The 19,919-nt window shown below is 34.4% G+C and carries 9 protein-coding genes; 5 read left to right on the top strand and 4 right to left on the bottom strand.

Features of this window, described 5'->3' with window-relative positions; translation table 11 throughout:
* Nucleotides 1-270: 270 nt before the first annotated feature.
* From BBI01_RS13385 to BBI01_RS13370, 4 genes are all read left to right on the top strand, one after another.
* On the top strand, nucleotides 271-2,751 hold the full coding sequence (locus BBI01_RS13385; RefSeq protein WP_065395166.1) for a TonB-dependent receptor plug domain-containing protein: 2,481 nt from the start codon (nucleotides 271-273) through the stop codon (nucleotides 2,749-2,751).
* Between the two features lie 14 nt (nucleotides 2,752-2,765).
* Nucleotides 2,766-4,193, top strand: coding sequence for a SusD/RagB family nutrient-binding outer membrane lipoprotein (locus BBI01_RS13380; protein ID WP_065395165.1), 1,428 nt, complete (start codon nucleotides 2,766-2,768; stop codon nucleotides 4,191-4,193).
* A gap of 361 nt (nucleotides 4,194-4,554) precedes the next feature.
* Nucleotides 4,555-7,614: a SusC/RagA family TonB-linked outer membrane protein gene (locus tag BBI01_RS13375; protein WP_065395164.1), complete on the top strand. Its 3,060-nt coding sequence runs from the start codon at nucleotides 4,555-4,557 to the stop codon at nucleotides 7,612-7,614.
* A gap of 12 nt (nucleotides 7,615-7,626) precedes the next feature.
* Entirely contained in the window at nucleotides 7,627-9,192 is a 1,566-nt protein-coding gene (locus BBI01_RS13370) for a SusD/RagB family nutrient-binding outer membrane lipoprotein (RefSeq protein WP_065395163.1), read from the top strand.
* Between the two features lie 91 nt (nucleotides 9,193-9,283).
* On the opposite strand, the gene BBI01_RS22830 is transcribed toward BBI01_RS13370, so the two are convergent.
* A complete protein-coding gene (locus BBI01_RS22830) occupies nucleotides 9,284-9,439 on the bottom strand; it encodes a bacteriocin-like protein (RefSeq protein ID WP_165602249.1) in 156 nt (51 codons plus the stop codon).
* A 162-nt stretch (nucleotides 9,440-9,601) separates the two neighbouring features.
* Here BBI01_RS22830 and argS point away from each other — a divergent pair, with 162 nt between their 5' ends.
* Nucleotides 9,602-11,362: an arginine--tRNA ligase gene (gene argS / locus BBI01_RS13365; RefSeq protein WP_065395162.1), complete on the top strand. Its 1,761-nt coding sequence runs from the start codon at nucleotides 9,602-9,604 to the stop codon at nucleotides 11,360-11,362.
* 93 nt (nucleotides 11,363-11,455) lie between these two features.
* Here argS and BBI01_RS13360 read toward each other — a convergent pair whose 3' ends face one another.
* The 3 genes from BBI01_RS13360 to BBI01_RS13350 are packed head-to-tail and all read right to left on the bottom strand — an operon-like array spanning nucleotide 11,456 to nucleotide 19,759.
* On the bottom strand, nucleotides 11,456-12,397 hold the full coding sequence (locus tag BBI01_RS13360) for a YihY/virulence factor BrkB family protein (protein ID WP_065395161.1): 942 nt from the start codon (nucleotides 12,395-12,397) through the stop codon (nucleotides 11,456-11,458).
* A 1-nt stretch (nucleotide 12,398) separates the two neighbouring features.
* Nucleotides 12,399-14,726 carry a translocation and assembly module lipoprotein TamL gene (gene tamL / locus BBI01_RS13355; RefSeq protein WP_065395160.1) on the bottom strand — a complete coding sequence of 776 codons (2,328 nt, stop codon included), beginning with the start codon at nucleotides 14,724-14,726 and terminating at the stop codon, nucleotides 12,399-12,401.
* Nucleotides 14,726-19,759 carry a translocation/assembly module TamB domain-containing protein gene (locus tag BBI01_RS13350; protein ID WP_065395159.1) on the bottom strand — a complete coding sequence of 1,678 codons (5,034 nt, stop codon included), beginning with the start codon at nucleotides 19,757-19,759 and terminating at the stop codon, nucleotides 14,726-14,728. Before BBI01_RS13350 ends, tamL begins: the two co-directional genes overlap by 1 nt.
* Nucleotides 19,760-19,919: the final 160 nt, after the last annotated feature.

Genomic DNA, 19,919 nt, shown 5'->3' with positions numbered 1-19,919 from the left:
TGATATTTACTTGTTTGTATTACAGTTGTTTATGGTTGTTTTGAATGGGGTTAAGTATAAATTATGGTAACTTAATATTTTATTTAAATATTCAGAAAAAAAGTGATTAATTTTTTTTTAATATTTGTTAAAGAAAATTATTTTAACTTATTTTAATAAATTATTTGTGGTTAATTTTCTTGATTTTTGAATAATCGATATTTTTTTACATTTTTCTTTGTGTTTTTAATAAAGTTTTACAAATTTGTACGGATACAAAATTAATTTGATATGAAGAAACTAACAACAGGTCTTCTTGTTTTAGTATTGACCTCTTCTTTGGCTGTTGCAAACGCTCAGCAAAAGAAAGATACAATCAAAACAAAAGAAATTGAGGGGGTAGTAGTTACTGCACTCGGTATTAAAAGAGAGAAGAGATCTCTTGGTTATTCAACGACAGAGGTAAAGGGAGATCAGGTGGCGAATGCCCCTGTTGCTAACGTTACAGATGCTCTAGCAGGACAGGTGGCTGGATTAAATATTACACAGTCAGGAACAATGGGAGGGTCTGCAAATATGGTTATTAGAGGAACAAAATCTTTAGTAGGAAATAACCAGGCTTTAGTTGTTGTAGATGGTACACCGATCAATAACGATACGTTTAACCAAACAGATATAGCATCAGGAGTAGGAGCTTATGATTATTCTAATGGTATGGCAGATATCAATCCAAATGATATCGAGAGTGTAAACGTTCTTAAAGGCGCAGCAGCAAGTGCTCTGTATGGTTCTCGAGGGATGAACGGGGTTATCATGATTACTACAAAAAAAGGAAAGAAATCCAGAAAGGTTGGTGTTGAATTTAACAGCTCCACTACTCTAGGATTTGTTGATAAATCTACATTACCAAAATACCAAAAAGAATATGGTGGTGGATATTCAGGAGATTCATTTTATCCCGGAAGTATAGATATCAATGGAGATGGAGTTCCAGATCATGTTGTTTATACTTATGATGACGCTTCATTTGGAACAAGATTTGATCCAAAATTAATGGTATACAACTGGGATTCTCAATATCCTCAATTACCTGGTTATCTAAAACCTACACCATTTGTAGCAGGAAAAGATCCAAATTCAATTTGGGGAACTGCTACTACTTTTCAAAATTCAGTAGCGTTTTCTGCTGGAAATGAAAAAGGTAAATATAGACTTGGATATACGAACTTTTTGCAAGACGGATCTCTAGATAATAGTACTATAAAGAAAAATACTATTGATTTTTCTGCGGATTATAATTTTACAGAAAAATTAAATGTTTTCGGTAATATTTCTTACGTTAATACAAAAGGTAAAGGTAGAGTACTTACTGGATATGATTCTCGAAATCCAATGCAATCATTCAGACAATGGTGGAATATGTCTGTTGATATGGATAAGCAAAGACAAGCTTACAACCTTACAGGACAAAATATGACTTGGAATATCCAAGATTGGTCTGATCAATCTATGGGATATACTGATAATTACTTTTTCAATAGATATCAAAATTATCAAACAGATAACAGAAACCGTTACTATGGTAATTTTGGTCTAAATTATAAAATTACTGATTGGTTAAGTACAATGGTTCGTTATACATTTGATACATTTGACGAACTTAGAGAAGAAAGGGTAGCAAAAGGATCTTCAAGTGAGCAAGGTAGACTGCCACATGGAGGAAAAGGGGAATATTATTTCCTTAATCATAAAGTTTCGGAAAGTAACTATGATGTTATGCTTAACGTAAATAAGGACTTTGGTTCTGATTTTAATTTAACAGGAACTCTTGGTTGGAACTTAAGAACAATTTCTTCAGGTTCTGGTTTTACAGGGGCTTGGATGAACTCAGGAGATATCGAAAACAAAGGGGTTGAAGCAAGGTTAACTGTTGTTCCAATTAAAAATACAAACTTTAAGTGGGAAATGACAGCCAACTGGTCTAAAAATAAAAATACCGTAACAAGAATTAGCGGTGATAGTCAATTCTTACAATTGGCAAAAATGTGGAATGTAACTACTGGAGCTCAATTAGGCGAATCTACAGGTACAATTCGTGGTTATGATTTTGTTTACTTAAATGGAGAGAGGGTTGTAGGAGCAGATGGAAAATATTTACAAGGTGATAATCCTACCGCTATTATAGGAGATGCAGTACCTAAATGGAGAGGTGGATTACTAAATACAATTACCTATAAAAACTTTAGCTTAAGTTTCTTAATTGATGTGAAGAAAGGAGGAGATGTATACTCGAGAGATATGGCATATGGACTTTCTTCAGGATTGTATGAAGAAACAGCAGGATTGAATGATTTAGGTAATCCGATCAGAAATTCTTTAGCTGATGGAGGAGGTGTTATCTTACCTGGTGTAAAAGCAGATGGAACACCAAATGATATCAGAGCAGATTTTACGGACTCAGCTAACCCTTACGGGTACACAGGTGGAAGTGGTGGAACGGAAGCACCAGAAAAAATGCATGTTTATGATGGCTCTTTTGTGAAGCTTAGAAATGTTACAATTTCTTATAGATTACCTAAAGAAACATTTGGAAATTCATTTATTGAGAGCATGACTCTATCTTTAATTGGTAGAAACTTGTGGATTATTCATAAAAATACTCCGTATACAGATCCGGAAGCGGGAATGTCTGCAGGTAATGCGATGGGCTTCCAAAATGGAGCACACCCTGCCTTTAGAGAAATAGGAGCAAGCGTTAAAGTTGAATTTTAAAATTTAGATTAGAAATGAAAAAAATATTAATAGCATTTGCTGCTCTTTCATTAGCTTCTTGCTCGAATGAGGATTATGCAAATTTAAATACGGATCCTAAGAATCCAGAAAAAGTTCCCGGAAGTTTTCTTTTCACTGCCGGAACGAAGACATTATTCAATCAAATGGGATCTACAAGTGTAAATAATAATATTTTCAGGTTAGTAGCTCAACATTGGACAGAAACTCAATATATTACTGAGACTAACTATAATATAAGAAGTAGAGCTATTCCCGATACTTATTGGAATAATTTATATACAAATGTGCTTTACGATTTGAAAAAAGCAAGAGAATATGTAAATGCTGATGTAGAGATTCTTGATAATGATATAAAGAAGAATCAAAATGCTATGATTACGGTTATTGAGGTACTAACATGGCAGCAATTGGTGGATACTTTTGGAAATATTCCTTATTCACAGACTCTTCAGGGGATGGAAAATACAACTCCTAAATATGACGATGCTTTTACTATTTATAAGGACTTATTATTAAAAATAAACACAGCTTATAGTGACTTTAATGAGCTAAAACCGGGTTTTGAAAATGATTTTGTCTATAATAATAATATTGCAAGCTGGAAGACATTAGCAGCATCTATTAAATTTAGATTAGCAATGAGATTGGCAGATGTTGATCCTGCTTTATCTAAAACAGAAGCAGAAGATGCTTATAATAAAGGTATAATATCTTCAAATTCAGATAATTTTATTTTGAATTATGAAAATAACAATACGAATGCTAACCCTTTATATGCAGATTTAGTATTAAGTGGTAGAAAAGATTTTGTACCCTCAGATACATTTGTAAATTATTTAAATAATTTAGATGACCCGAGAAGAGCTGTTTATTTTGATAATAATAAGACACCTTATATAGGAGGGGTATACGGAGACTACAATAATTATTCTGCATATACACATATTGGTAAGATTTTCTATACGCCAACTTTAAAAGGAGACTTGCTAGATTTTTCTGAAATTTCTTTCTTATTAGCAGATGCAAAAGAAAGAGGTTATAATGTTCCTTTAACAGCTGATGCTTATTATACTCAGGCTATTAGAGCTAATATGGAATACTGGAATGTACCAGCAGCAGATATTACTACATATATAGCTAGACCTGATGTTAGTTATGCTACAGCACCTGGTACTTGGAAAGAAAAAATAGGGAAACAATTTTGGATTGCTATGTATAATAGAGGAATTGAAGCATGGACTGCATGGAGAATGTATGATGCTCCAGCATTGGGATTACCTGCAGCAACAAAAACTGCCGTTCCTAAAAGGTTTACCTATCCAGTTAGAGAAGTTACGCTTAATGGAGCGAATTATTCTCAGGCTGCCTCTGCTATTGGTGGAGACCAACAACAGACAAAACTGTTTTGGGATAAATTCTAAACACGCATTTAACAACATTCATATTATACCGCCTTCGGGCGGTTTTTTTATGCCATAATTTTACCATTTTTTGCTTTAAATAATTTGTATTTATTTGATCACTTATTTAATTCTATATCGGGAGTCTGGTATTTATTATGTTTTTTATTTGATAAACTTATGAATTTTGTTGAAAATGAATACCTTTTTTTATTCTGTAATACTTGCTTTTATTCTTGATTTATAAATTTTTAATTTATTTTTTTAATTATTTGATAATTAATATTGTGTTTTATTGGTTATTTGTTATTTTTCTTCGTTTTTCTCTTTGACTTGTTAAGATAGTTTGACAAATTTGTGCGGATATAAAAAATTATTTGATATGAAGAAACTAACAACTGGTCTTCTTGTTTTAGTATTGACTTCTTCTTTGGCTGTTGCGAATGCTCAACAAAAGAAAGATACAATTAAAACAAAAGAGATTGAAGGAGTGGTAGTAACTGCTCTCGGTATTAAAAGAGAAGAGAAGTCCCTGTCTTATGCTAATCAAACAGTAAAAGCTAAAGATCTGAATTTGACTCAAAATGTTGATGTTAAAAATTCTATAGTAGGTAAAGTGGCTGGTGTACAGTTAAATGGTCAGGCAGGATCTAAGCTTGGGGAAACAGGTAAGCTAAGATTGAGAGGAGCCGTAAGTTTGCTAAGTGATGCTGATCCTATCTATGTATTGGATGGAGTAATTGTTGATCCCAATACTATTGATATGGATATTGTGGAGTCAGTAAACGTATTGAAAGGTCCTAACGCAACGTCTTTGTATGGAGTAAGAGCTCAATATGGAGTTATAGTACTTACCTCCAAAAAAGGAAGTAAAAGTAAGGTTAATGTAGAATTGAACTCTACTGTAACTGTCGATATGGTTGCTAGAACCATGAAGTTTCAAAACTTATATGGGCAGGGAGCTGAAGGGGATGCATCCTTTAAAACTTTTCAATTTAATCCAGCAACTATGCCTGCAGAATGGGCGGTTTTTGACGGTAAAAGACATCTTGCTGATGATAATAATTATGCAGATGAATCTTGGGGACCGAGAATGGATGGTCAAGATTATATCCCTTGGTATGCATGGTGGAAAGATAGTCCATATTTTGGAAAAACAGCCAAGTATGAAGCACAGCCAAATAATGTAAAAGATTTCTATGATAAAGCACTTACATTAAAAAATTCAGTTTCTGTTTCAGGGGGTGGTGAATCATTTATGGCAAGATTGTCTTTTACTAATTTAGATCAAAACGGAATTACTCCATATACTTCACTAAAAAGAAATTATCTGAATTTTAGTGGTAATTATAAATTTAGTGATCGATTATCTGCTGATGCAATTGTAAATTTTTCTGATGGAAGAGTGACAGGAGATTTTGATGATGGTTACAGTAATCAGACCTCTGGGTCATTTAATCAGTGGTTTGGTAGGGATTTAGACATGAGTAAATTAAAATTACTGCAAGATTTAAAAACTCCGGAAGGATATTCTGCAAGTTGGAACTGGTGGGGACCTGATGCTTATTCACCAACTGGTTATGAGGCTAAACCTGCTTTTTGGATTAACCCATATACATGGATGAAAAATTTCAGAAATTATACAGATAGAAATACACTATTATTATCTGTAGCTCCGACATATAAGATTATAGATGGTTTGACAGCAAGGGTTGCTTTTTCAAGAACACAAAACAAATCTACAAACAGGTATTTTATGCCTAATTCCTTAGCTAAAAACGGTTCAGGAACAGGATCTTCAACACCTGGAGGTTATTTAACTCTACTTAATGGTTTTGGGATTAAAGATGATCAGTATACTGAAGATCAATATGATGGGCGTTTGACATATCAGAAGAAATTTGGTGAATTTGATCTTACAGCAATAGGAGGTGCTAATATTACCAATAGGCATTGGGAGGGAAATTCTCAGGTAATGGATGTTACAGGAACGAAACAGTGGCTTCTAACGCCTGATGTGTTTAATTTTAAAAATACAAATATTCCTATTATAGCAAAACCTTATGATTATAAGCAGCAGTATAAATCATTATATGCTTCCGCTTCAATCGGATTTAAAGATACCTATTTTGTTGATTCATCATTAAGAAATGATATCAATTCAGCATATCTAAATAGTGATAATTCATTTGTTAGTTACTCATTAGGAGCAAGTGTATTATTACATAATTTACTTCCGAAAAATAATATCGTAACTTACTTCAAACTTAGAGCAGGTATTGCTCAAATTCCAGCTGACTTGACAGCTAATCTTACTAACCCTCAATATAGAAATGGAGATCAGCCACTTTCCGCTGAAGGTAATTTATATCAGACAGCATGGTTTCCTACAAGAATTATCAGCAAAGATTTGAAGCCTGCTGTGAATAGTAATAAAGAAATAGGAGGAGATTTAAAGTTTTTTAAAAACAGATTGTCTTTTGGTGTTACTTATTATGATGAAACCAGAAAAGATGAGCCAATACCTGTAACACTAGCTTCCTCCAGTGGAAAAATAGACATTGTAATCAATTCAGCCAATGCTAAAAGAAAAGGTTTAGAATTAGCACTATCGGGAGATATATTGAGAAATGAAAATGGATTTAGCTGGACAACTTCAATGAACTGGGCAAAAAATAAATCAACCATTTCAAAAGTAAATGAAAATCTTGAATCTATTCAGTATGGTGATGCTAATACATTTAGTTATGTGTCAATCCTTCAAAAACAAGGAATGGAATGGGGGCAGCTTTATGGTACTGGGATCAAGAGAGATACAAATGGTAATGCTGTAATTAACGCAAATGGTCTTTATGAATATGAGCCTAATAAAGCTTTTGGAAGTATATTGCCTGAATTTACAGGTGGATTCTATAATACATTTAGTTATAAAGGATTGAGCTTAAGCTTTACGATTGATTTTCAAAAAGGAGGTAAATTTTTCTCTCTTTCTGAACAATGGGGTAATGCAGGAGGGTTGCTAGAAGAAACTGCCGCAATGAATGATAGAGGTCATAATGTTAGAGATGGAGTGGCAGATGGAGGAGGAGTTCGAGTGGTTGGAGTAAATAATAGCGGTGCACCAGTAGATATGTATGTAGAAGCAAGTACTTATTTTAAACAGTTTCATGCCAATAGAATAGCTGAACCATTTATTCATAGTGCCAGTTATATTAAACTTAGAGAGGTCGCATTAAATTATCAATTACCAAGAGCACTTTTTGCAAATACAGGAATTTCTAATATGTCTGTGGGGGTTACAGCAAGAAACCCATGGTTGATTTCTGTTTCAAAAGATAATAAACATCGATTTGACCCTTCAGAACTTTCTCAAAATTTTGGAGAAGATGGACAATTACCATCTACCAGAGGTTTTGGAGTTAATGTTAAAGTCAATTTTTAAAAAAACGAAAAAATGAAAAAACAATTTTTAAATAAAATAATCTGCTGTTCACTATTAATTGGAGTCGCTGTTTCTTGTAATAATGAAAATTATGGTGATGATTTTAATAAAGATCAATATGGAATATATTCAGCAAACTATAAATCATTATTAGCAGGTGCCATTATGAATTTTGGACAAAATTCAGGCGAGCGCAGTAATGCTTATCAAATGATGCCAATATTATTTTCTCAATATCAATCACAGGTTGTTTATACTACAGAGCAAACGTATGGCGATACTCCGGGAGCATGGGGAAGATTTTATGCCAACCAAATTACTAATTTAAATGAAATTATTTCTGCTTATTCTAACAACCCTTCTCCAGAAATATTACTTCAGGGAAGTGCAGAAAATATGGTGGGTGTATCTAAGATTTTTAGAGCAATCATTATGAAAAGACTTACAGATACTTATGGTGATGCTCCTTTTTCAGAAGCTACACAAGCAACATCAGGTATATTACTTCCAAAATATGATAATCAAAAAGCTATATATGAATCCATTATTTCGGATTTGAAAAGTGGGCGGGATATGCTAAGTTCTTCATCTACAAGTCCTACAGGTGATATTTTATATTATGGTGATATGAACAAATGGAAAAAACTAGCCAATTCTGTATTGCTTCAATCCGCGTTACAATTATCTAAAAAATATCCATCAGCAACAGGTTATGCAGCAACAGAGTTTAAATCAGCTTTATCTAATTCTGCAGGAGTAATTGAAATTGTATCTGATGAAGCATGGTTTACAATTTCTCCGGGAAATTCATACCCTAATCCTTTATCCGATTTTAGGTCAGCTGATTTTCGTATTTCCCGAGAATTAGTAGAATCTTTGAAAGGATCTGGGAATGCTTTTAATAAAACGTCTAATCATACCCCTGATACCCGTTTGACATTGTATGCTAATTCTGGAAGTATGTCTGCAGTAGGATTACCATATGGTTATAATTCTAATGATTTAACTGCTGCAAATTATTCAACAACAGGAACTTCTACTGTGAATGTGAAATTTAGAAGTAATAGCTCAGCTATTAATTTAATGACAGCAGGATATACCTTTTTAAATAGAGCAGAAGCTGCTGCAAAAGGCTGGACAAGTGAAGATGTTGCTGATTTGTTAACTAAAGGAATAGTTTTAAACTATAAAACTTTAGATGACCATTATGTCTTAAATACAAATACTTTTAATAGTGTTGAGAATCCTTTTGGTGGAACGAAAATTACTCCAAATGCGGCAGCCTATGCCAGTGCCAGAGTTGCTGATATTACAACATTTGGTGCTGAAAGAGTGATTGGAGAAGAAAAATGGATTGCTTTATTTATGAATGGATTTGATTCTTGGGCAGAGTTCAGAAGAACTGGCTATCCTGCATTATTACCAGCTCCAAGTGCGGTAAATGGTGGAGTAATTCCAAGAAGGTTAAGGTATCCTATAGAAGAGGTAAATTTCAACAACTCTAATTATTTAAAAGGAGTTCAGGGACTATTACCGGCTGAAGATAAAAATACATCAAAAGTTTGGTGGGATCAATAAATTACACTTTATAACATTCATATTATACCGCCTTCGGGCGGTTTTTTATTGGAATTAAATCATAAAAAAGAGGTCTTTAAGACCTCTTTTTTTATCCACCGCAATTAACGGACTTAGGAACACAAGCTCCCCATTCCTGACATTGTTTATAACCATCAGGACATCTTCCCCAGGGTTCGCAGCAAGGGGCATTTCCGGCAGTAATTTTTTTAAGATCTGTTTTCGTGATTTTTTTAAGATTTTTCATAATAAAGTTTTGTTTAATGAGTATAATAAATATATGGAAAATTTAGACAAATATTTGATTTTCAGAATAAATGTTTAAAAAACAATCAAATAATTGAATGTGTAGGATATCATTATAGACTTGTCTTTTTTATTTCACTAAATTTGTACTTTAAATTTTGACATGAATATTAAAGATATTATAGAAAAGAAACTTTCAGAAGTCATTTTAAATGTATATCAGTTAAAAGACATTAAGCTGGAAATTCAGGAAAATAAAACGGAATTTGAAGGTGATTTTACGATTGTTACTTTTCCGCTGGTGAAACAACTAAAGAAAAATCCTGAAAGTATTGGGGTTGAATTAGGTGAAGCATTAACTGAACAAACAGAATTATTTGAAAGCTTTAACGTAGTAAAAGGATTCCTTAATGTTAAAGTTAAAAATGAATTGTTTGTAGATAACTTCAGATCTGTACACGATGGTTTTTCAACAATAGATAAGAAAAATTCAACCGTAATGGTAGAGTATTCTTCACCGAATACTAATAAACCATTGCACCTAGGGCATATCAGAAATAACCTGTTAGGATTCTCTGTTGCTCAAATTTTAAAAGAGGCTGGATATGATGTGATCAAAACTCAGATTATTAATGATAGAGGGATTCATATCTGTAAATCAATGTTGGCATGGGAGAAATTCGGAAATGGACAGACTCCTGAAACTACTAATACAAAAGGAGATAAATTCGTTGGAAACTACTATGTAGAATTTGACAAAAATTATAAAAAAGAGATTTCAGAACTTGTAGCTCAAGGAGAAACGGAAGAGCAGGCTAAAAAAGATGCTCCGGTAATGAAGGAAGCACAAAAGATGCTTCTAGACTGGGAAAATGGTGATGAAACTGTAAGAAATCTTTGGGCAGAAATGAATTCATGGGTATACAAAGGATTCAATGAAACCTATAAAAGATTAGGCGTTGATTTTGACCAGGTTCAGTATGAAAGTAATACTTATATTTTAGGGAAAGACCTTATTCAGGCTGGATTAGATAAAGGTGTTTTATACCAGAAAGAGGATGGTTCCGTTTGGTGTGACCTTACTGATGAAGGACTTGATCAAAAATTATTATTACGTTCAGACGGTACATCAGTTTATATGACTCAGGATTTAGGAACAGCAGTGGAGCGTTTTAAGCAAAACGATATTCAGAAGCTGATCTATACGGTAGGAAATGAGCAGGATTATCACTTCCAGGTATTATTCAAAATCCTTAAAAAGTTAGGATACGAATGGGCTGATCAGTTATTCCACCTTTCTTACGGAATGGTTGAGTTACCGGAAGGAAAAATGAAATCCCGTGAAGGAACTGTAGTAGATGCTGATGACCTGATGCAGGAAATGTATGAAACGGCAAAATCTAAAGCTCAGGAGCTAGGTAAGCTTGAAACTCTTTCTGATGAAGAAAAAGAAGCTTCTTATGAAACGGTAGGGCTTGGTGCTTTAAAGTATTTCATGTTGAAAGTAGATCCAAAGAAAAAAATGCTTTTCAATCCGGCTGAAAGTATTGATTTTAATGGTAATACTGGACCATTTATTCAGTATACTTACGCTCGTATTCAATCATTGTTATCAAAGGCTGAATTCAATTATAAAGAAACGAATGATGTAACTTTGAATCAGTTTGAAAAGGAACTGATCATGCAATTGGCAAACTTTAAAACCGTGGTAGCAAGATCGGCGGAAACATTAAGCCCTGCTTTGGTGGCAAACTATGTTTATGATTTAGTGAAATCATATAACTCATTCTATCAGAACAATCCGATTCTGAATCAGGATGATGAAAATATTAAACAAATTCGTCTGAATTTATCAGACCTTACAGCGAAGACGATCAGAAAATCATTGAAATTGCTGGGAATAGGAACAGTAAACAGAATGTAAAAATAAGAAAGCCTCCTGAATTTTTCAGGAGGCTTTTTCTATATAAATTGTGAAAATTTCGTATCAGAAATAACCAAAATTTCAACCTTCGATTCACGTCTTATCACTATTTTCTCCATGCATTTGTTTCAGGCTATCCGCATAGAGTTTAGCGGCACTCCATCTGGCATGTTTGGAAAGAATAACCGGATATCCCTTTTTATAGGTGTATACCTTCGTAAACTTAGCTCCAAAAAATATCAACATACAGGAATAATTGATCCACATCATAATCAGAATCACAGTTCCGGCAGCTCCAAATGCTGAAGTAGGTTTTACCTGATTGAAATAAAGGCTCAGTAAAAATTTTCCCAGTGTAAATAAGGCAGTTGTCAAAAAAGCACCACGCCAAACGGATTTCCAGGTGATCTGTACATCAGGAAGAACTTTAAACATCAGAGCAAATAAGAGCATCACAAGCCCAAACCCGATTGAAAAATTGACAACCTCAACAAGAAGGTACGTTTCAAATCCAAAATATTGAGTGATAATTTTATTAAAAAGACTGATTAATGAGGATAAAATCATGGTAATCATGAGCAGGAATCCAAGAATCAGAATCATTCCGAGAGAATTGGCTCTATCCAGTAAAAATTTGAGTAAAGCTTTCTTAGGAGCTGACTCTACATCCCAAAGGGCATTTAACGAATGTTGAAGCTGAAAGAATAGAGTAGTAGAACCAAATACCAAGGCTCCTACTCCTACTGCTTTCATGAAAATATTCTTTTTATCAATTAAAGCTCCTGCAAGCATGCCTTCTATACTTTTGGCTACATCAGGTCCCATAATTCCACTGATTTGAGTACTGATCTGCCCCCTGATAGCTTCCTCACCAAAAAAATTACCAAGTACCCAGATGATAATGATCAATAATCCCGGGATGGAAAAGATCGCGTAATAGGCAAGACTTGCTGAATCTTTGGACGCAGAAGAGTTGTTCCATTCCGTAAATGTGTCCTTAAGGACTTCCCAGAAAAATTTTACATTATTGATCATATTAAAATGGATATCCGATGGCAATATTTAAAACAAGGTTATCTTTTCTCCAGCTAGGATCTCCGAAATTGATTTTATCGAAAGCCCATCTGTCTCCCTTTTCATAATAAGGTACTCTCAATGGCATTGCTAAGTCTAGCCTTAAAACTAGTATAGAAAAATCAAGTCTCAGACCAACTCCGGCTCCTACAGCAATTTCATTAAGAAAATCTTTTGTAAACTTTGCTCCCGGTCTTGCATCATCATTATGGAGTAGCCAGATGTTTCCGGCATCTACAAAAACGGCTGCATTTATGAATTTGTATAGGTTCGCACGGTATTCTGCATTTAATTCTAACTTAACATCCCCTGCTTGGTCGAAATAAGTTCCTGGTTCTATTGTTCTTGGATCAAAACTTCCCGGACCAAGTGTTCTTGCGCGGAATGCTCTGATACTATTACTTCCTCCTGAGAAAAACTGCTTGGAGAAAGGAACAAATTCTGAGTTTCCATAAGGATAAGCAATTCCTCCAATGAATCTTGTAGCCAATGAGGATTTTTCTGTAAACTTATGATAGAACCTGAAATCATTCTCAATTTTAGCATATTGACTGAAAGGAATACCGAAAATCTTTTTTTCTTTACCCTCTTTTACATTAGCCCCACTTACTAAGCCTGATATATTTCCTGCAAGATCCAGAGTCCCTTTATAATAAAAGGTATTTTTTTTCGGCAGCATAGTATTGGTGTAAGTATACGAGTAGGTAGGACCAAAAATTAATTGTCTGTCTACAATTCGCTGTAATGCTGGATTTGTTTCATATTTTTTTTTGTATTCATCAGTCACTTTCTGAGGAGAGACCAAAGTAATATCAATCACTTTCAGCTCATGTTCCTTTCTTGCATTTTCCTTCCATAAATACCCGAACGAAGCTGTGAAATTATTAAGTGTGTAATATTGCGTTCTGTTTTGGAATTCATAACCCAATGTAATATTAGTCCTCGGAACAAATTCACTGGAAGAGTGAAAACGGAATGGTGCTACAATTCTCGGAATCGAAAGCTGAACATTGGTTCCGGCACGGAAAATATTATTGGCATCCTGAGCACCTCCCATCTGGAAATCAAAAGCTCCGAAAATAGCAGCTTTAAACTGTTCCGCACCTCTGAAGAAATTCCTGTGTGTCCAGTTCAAGTTAAGCTCACTACCGGCATAATTTGCAGAGTTTGTTCTTCCCAAAGCTTCAAGCCTTAAAGACTGAATTTGTCTTGGTGTTAACAAATAATAAGCATCAAATTTATGATTTAAAGAATCTGAAGTCACAAATTCATTTTTTACGAATTTAAATACTCCCAGACTGATCAATCTGTTTAAGGAAAGATTATGATTGGAACGATTATAAAGATCTCCCTGTTTGAAATATAAAGCTCTGTCGAAAATTTTCGGTTTGAATTTATGCTGCGGATCAATAACGTAAATATCATCAAATGCATATTTACTCAGGGAATCTGCGTTCATCGGAATACTGTATTTTCCTTCTTTTACATCCTGAATATTATAATTCGGGAAGACAATAACCTTATCAATGCTGAACTGTTGAGTCGCTAAATCAGGTGTATTATCCTTAAGCTTTACATTCAGTTCTACCTTATGATTTTTATGGACCGTACTGTCTGCCTGTACAATGATATTATCAGGATGGAAATAATAAAACCCTCTTTCTTTTAAACCATTATCAATTCTTTCTCTTTCCGCTTTGATTACATCAAGATCAAATGGTTTTCCATTTTTAAGAAGAGTTTTTCCAGTTAAATTTTGAATTTCCTGATTAACAAGGGTAGAGTCTTTTTGAAATTTAACTCCATCTACCAGATATCTTGCTCCGGGTTTCACGGTATAAATTACCCTTGCTTTTTTATTTCTTGAAACAGTATCATAAGTAGCCTGTGCATTGAAATATCCTTTGTTTTCAGAATAATTTTGAATGATATCTTTATTGAATTCACGATCTACATCTCCTAATAATACAGGTTTTTCACCCATTTTATATTTAAGCCAGTAGTTAAATCCTTTATCCTTTTTAGGCTCTTTGGCAATATTGTAAAAATAAAGTTTGGGACGCATACCCAAAAATGTAGAATTCGGTTTTGGAGTAAGGTTAGCTTCAAGTGCAGCCTGAAGGTCCTTTTTTTCTTTCTTTGAAATAGTATCACTTTCAATCTTTACTTCAGCGCCGGTGTAAAGCATTTGGTTTTCCTTCAAAAACCTTGTATTGCTGCATGAAACCACTGCCGAAGTTAATCCGGAAACCAACAGATATTTACAGTATGTATGAAATGTATTACTCATTATTTAAATTCTACCACTTGATTGTTTTGATTCTTTTTAGGCTTCTTTTCTTTTTGTCTGGATTTCTGGAAAATCTCACGGAATTTGTCGTAATCCAATGTGATGATAAATCCAACACCAGTTTCAATGATCTGCCCCTGAAGAGCTACCTGATATTCATCTTTACGATAAGCACGAAGCATGTATCTTCCATCTTTGGAAAGACTGTAATCTACGGAAACATTTCCTGCAATATTGGTCATATTTTCATTCTGACGTGCTTGTCCTTCCAATCCGAAATTACTTCCCACCGTTACTTTCAGCCTGTCGTTTAATAATTTTTTACTGATATCCACATTCAGGTCAGTTCTTGTATTTTTCTGTCCTGTAGAATAATCTTCTGATGAATCAAGACCAAAATTAAGATCAACACCTTTGATTAATCCTGAAGCAAGGTTATTCAATTGCTGAGAAAGAATTTTACTCACACTCTGTCTTGCCATAGTTTCAGCGGACATTCCTGCGCCACTTTCAAATGGATTTTCCCCAATGAAACGGTTTAAAAGAAGTAAGGCGAATACCTGTTTATTCAATTCAGACTCTTGGGTTCTAAGCTGTGCCAGTTTCTGATCAATAACATCTTTTACATTGGTTGATATGGAGTTATTTTTCTCTTCCGTCGTAATATCAAAACTCAGTTGAGGCTTCAGTAGCTCACCTTTCATCTTTAATAACGTGTTGAAAGGTACCCTTTGTTTGTATTGATTCATCGTGGAAGCACTTTCATTGCTGATTTGTTGCTCTACAAGATCAATAGGAGCCGCTTCAGTTTTATAAACAGCAGTAATATCCATAATCGCTGTTGTCGGTTCACCCGTCCAGGTAATGGTGCTGCCTTCCTGAATATTAAATTTTCTTTTCAGGAAGCTTACCGAAAGATCATAGCTTCCTTTGTTCACTTCATAAACACCTACTAGCGTTGTTTTTCCTGAAGGATCAATTCCTCCTGTTAACTCAGCTTCTCCCTGTAGTTGAACAAAGTCACCATTGGCTTTATCAATAATGATCGATAGTTTTGCTTCCTTACTTACCTCAATATTTACGCTTACATCCATGCCTTTGATTCGACTTTGCGCATCAAGAGAATCTGTTTTGATGGTTTTATTTAAAACTACCTGATCCTGATCTACAAACTCTACAATACCATCTCTTTCCTGTAATGAAGGATTAGATTGTGGAAGGACAAAAGTGAAATCTGTATTGTCAGCAACACTTAATCTTCCGTCTACTTTTGGTAAATCAAGGTTTCCGCGAATATGAAGTCCAGCATCAATAGCAAGAATTCCGTACATCATGGCATCATTGGATTTTTGCGAGTTGACCACCTTGAAATCTTTGGCATTAACATTCAGGTTGAATGCAAAGTCTCTGTACGTTTGTGTAAGAACCTGCCCATCTACCACCAAAGCATTTCCGTCTTTGTCTTTGATTTTAAATTTATCAAATTCAATCCCACGATTTGTAAAGTCTATCTCATCATTCAGATTTCTGAAATCACTTCCGGTTTTTGCTATTTCCAGCCCTGCATCATTAAATTTTACTTTTCCCAGAATATTGGGTTTATCCGTAGTTCCAGTGATTTTAAGGTTTCCGGAAAGATAGCCTTCCGTATTGGTAATCGCATTCATAGAGAAGCCCTGGATGCTCTTCATCTGCAATTGATTGATTGCCATATTCAGATCAAAAGTGCTGGAAGAAGTATTGTAATCTCCAAGAATTCTTACATCATTGTTGTTACCGGAAAGAGCAATGTCAGCATTTAAAAGTTTCGGTGAAGAATTGTTCACTTTTACGGCAAGATTTCCAACAGGACTTCCGTATACAATAAGGTTGGATACATTCAGATCAGAAGTGAAGGTCATATCCTTCATCACATTTCTGAGCTGAGCCGTTCCGTTGATGGTTCCTCTCGCAAGTACCGTATCTTTTTTTATAAGTTCAGTAATCGTTTCGATTTTAAAATCCTTCAGGGCGATGTTCAGCGGACTACTTGGGCTATTGCTTTCCGATTGAATGGATATTTCACTTCCGCCATTGCTCAGAATAAAATTATCTGCTAAAATTCCTTTGTTGCTGATCTGTATTTTATTGTTTTCGGCAATATTCCAATCTGCATAGTTTAGTTTTAAACCATTCGGATTTAAAGAAATTTCAGTAATGTCATTCAAGGATTTTGCATTTCCGGCAATAAGGAAACGGGTGACATCTTTATCATCTTTTGTGGTTGCGTTATAATTGATTGTATTATCAGCAACATCACCATTAATATCAATTTTGTTGATTGAAAAACTTGAACTTTTTAAAGCAGCAACGTTCAGACTATACTGTAATGCCTGATTTTCATTGGTAACTTTTAATAGTCCTTTTTCGATGGTATTCTCACCATACAATAGTTGTGGAATTTGCCCGTCAATTTCAATTTTCTGAGAATCGGCATCATAATTTCCGTTTAAGTTAATCGTTTCAAAACTTTTCAGTTCCGGCACGAATTTTCTGATCAGGTCATCATTTTTAATCTTTGCATTAAAAGTAAAATGTTGTCCCGGATCAATTTTCTGGGTTTTATCAGGCTTTTGGAACTGATAATACTGATTAATAGTCTGCGTTAAAGCACCAAAGATCTGGGTAAGCTTATATTTACCTTTCAGTTCAACATCGGCAACCTGAGAATTGAAAATTATCTGCGTAGAATCTGTAGTGGAAGATGCTTTAAGATTCATTTCCTGTACAGGATATACTTCTTTGGTATCAGAAAAAGCAAAATCTTTAAGGTTTAAATAACCGTTCAGATTATTAGGGTCCAGGCTTGTAAAGTCTCCGTCTATTTTTCCCGCAAGGATCATAGGTTTCTCATAAAATCCAAGTTTGTTGACATCAAGCTTAATGACCTCACCATTCACTTTTACAGTAGGATTTTTCTCGTCATAAATACCGGAAGCCGTTAATAATAAATTAGCATTCGGATCTTTTGAATTCAAAATAACATGATAAGCTCCTTTATTGATTTTACCAGTTAAATTCATATTCTGATAACGATACCCTTTATAAACAGCGGAAGCAACATGACCTTTTAAGTCTGCATTGGCATTTTTAAAGTCAAAACTTTCTCCTTTTGCAGAAATCTGAGCAGTAATAGACCCTATATCTTTATTCTGAATGATTTTTCCAACCTGTACGCCTTGCAGATTGGCTTTTACATCATATAATTCATGATTTTTTCTGCGCATGTCCACATCAGCAACAATTGCTGCATTTCCAAGGGTAGAGTAGAGGTTGAGGTCGGTATTCACCATTTTAGTAGTCCCTTTTGCATTTCCTTTTACACTGAAGCTTGAAGGAAGGGTAATATTGGAAGGAATGGTGTTTTTCGGAACCAGATTGAAGATTGTTTTAGCGTTGGAAGAAAATTCACCAATCCTTACATCATAGTATAATTGATCAGGATTCATGGCATTCTTGATTTTTCCGGATGCAATGACTCTCAATTGATCCAAACCTGAAACTTTAAGATCCTGAATCAAAAGATCATTCACCGTACCTTTAACGTTTGCATTGACATTCAGAATGGCATTTGGATATTGATTGAAAGGAACTGTATTTCTTAAAGTAGGAACCAGATTTAAAATATCTGAAAACCCGATTTTTGAATCTTTGATATTGGCTGAAATCTTTACAGCTCCAAGATTATTAGTCAGTTGATCAATGGACGTATAGTTTAAAATAACCTCATCACGTAGCAATGTCTTGGGAGTTTGCAGATACAAATCTTTCAGATATGCTTCTTTTTCCGCATAAACAAAATCTGTATTGAATCTTTGAATATCCAAGCCTTTTGCTTCCTTAATCTCTGCTGAATTAACAGTTCCGGCAAAGGTATTATTCTCCATTTTGAAGCTTCTAATTTCCGTATTCAGTTTAGAAAAATTCAGATGATTGAAGTCTATTCCCTGTTTGGTAGGAGCAATGGCGGTATTGTTGTAAGTGGCTTTTACATCATTCAGGACAAGTTTTCCTAAAAGAAGTTTCATGGCTTTATCCTGATCGGATGCTTTTGAAATTTCAGGTTCTTTTTTATCTTTTGGATTGGCATTTTGAGCCGGAAGGTAAAGGTTTGCATTGATGTCTGCTCCGGAAAGAAAAACATTGGCAACATTGAAAGAATTATTTTCAAGATCAAGTTTGTTCACTTTTGTACTTAGTTCTTTGAACAAAACTTTTGCAAAAGTCTTGGTGTTTTCATCACCGTAATCAATATTGAAGTGAGTAAGCTTGATTCCTCTTAAACCAATATTCATCGGCTTTTTTTCGTTGAGTGAATCTACTTTTTTCTCAACCTTTTTTGAAACTTCTTCTACAATTCCCTGCTTTAACTTTAATGTTAATCCGTCAAGATTAATGTCGTTTACTGCGTAAGTATTTTTATTGAGATCGAATTTTTTTACTCTTGTATCAAAGGATTTGAAGTAAAGATTAATGTCATTTTTTGACTGTTGGTCATTGAAAGTGACTCCAATATCTTTTAAATTGATTTTATCCAGAGAAATAATGAATGGTTTGGAAGGGCTTTCTTCCTTATCATTTGTAGCAAAAGCATCGATGATATAATCGAAATTGAATTTACCATTTGGTTTTCTTACGACATTTGCACGAGCTCCTTCTAAATCTACAGAGGTAATATCTGCCGTAGAGTTGATCAGCTTTATCATGTCTAATCCTACATCCAGCTTTTTTACGGCTAAAAGAGTGTCAACGTCCTGTCCTTTGAGATAAAGGTTCTCCATGACAAGGCTGTTGGGAAATCCGATGTAAACTCTTTCCAGGCTTACTTTGGTGTTGATTTTTTTCTCAAGATAAACGACAAGTTTGTCTTTAATGAAATTTTGAACGGCGGGAAGTCTTAAGCTCAGTATCAATAGGGTAAGAAGAACCAATATTGAAATAAAGGTTATTGCAATACGCCTTAAGAGTTTTGAGGTGTTGATTTTTAGTTTCAAAAGCGATGTGGTTTCTAACAAAGATAATAATACTTATTTTATTCGGTCTTTGTTGTGGTACCATTTTCGAATGCAAAAATCCTGCCTTGGCTGCCTTATTATGGAATTTTTAGTTGTGTAGTTGTCAAGTGAATAGTTGAGTAAGACGAGCCAAGGTGCG

The sequence above is a fragment of the Chryseobacterium artocarpi genome, assembly GCF_001684975.1.
In the GTDB taxonomy this organism is placed as follows: domain Bacteria; phylum Bacteroidota; class Bacteroidia; order Flavobacteriales; family Weeksellaceae; genus Chryseobacterium; species Chryseobacterium artocarpi.
The sequence above is the reverse complement of the archived record's forward strand: the minus strand, read 5'-3'. Positions and strand labels throughout refer to the sequence as shown.

Bases quoted from the DNA above. Each gene is read 5' to 3' on its own strand.
- BBI01_RS13385 (WP_065395166.1), top strand. From the start codon at position 271: ATGAAGAAACTAACAACAGGTCTTCTTGTTTTAGTATTGACCTCTTCT.
- BBI01_RS13380 (WP_065395165.1), top strand. From the start codon at position 2,766: ATGAAAAAAATATTAATAGCATTTGCTGCTCTTTCATTAGCTTCTTGC.
- BBI01_RS13375 (WP_065395164.1), top strand. From the start codon at position 4,555: ATGAAGAAACTAACAACTGGTCTTCTTGTTTTAGTATTGACTTCTTCT.
- BBI01_RS13370 (WP_065395163.1), top strand. From the start codon at position 7,627: ATGAAAAAACAATTTTTAAATAAAATAATCTGCTGTTCACTATTAATT.
- BBI01_RS22830 (WP_165602249.1), bottom strand. From the start codon at position 9,439: ATGAAAAATCTTAAAAAAATCACGAAAACAGATCTTAAAAAAATTACT.
- argS (WP_065395162.1), top strand. From the start codon at position 9,602: ATGAATATTAAAGATATTATAGAAAAGAAACTTTCAGAAGTCATTTTA.
- BBI01_RS13360 (WP_065395161.1), bottom strand. From the start codon at position 12,397: ATGATCAATAATGTAAAATTTTTCTGGGAAGTCCTTAAGGACACATTT.
- tamL (WP_065395160.1), bottom strand. From the start codon at position 14,726: ATGAGTAATACATTTCATACATACTGTAAATATCTGTTGGTTTCCGGA.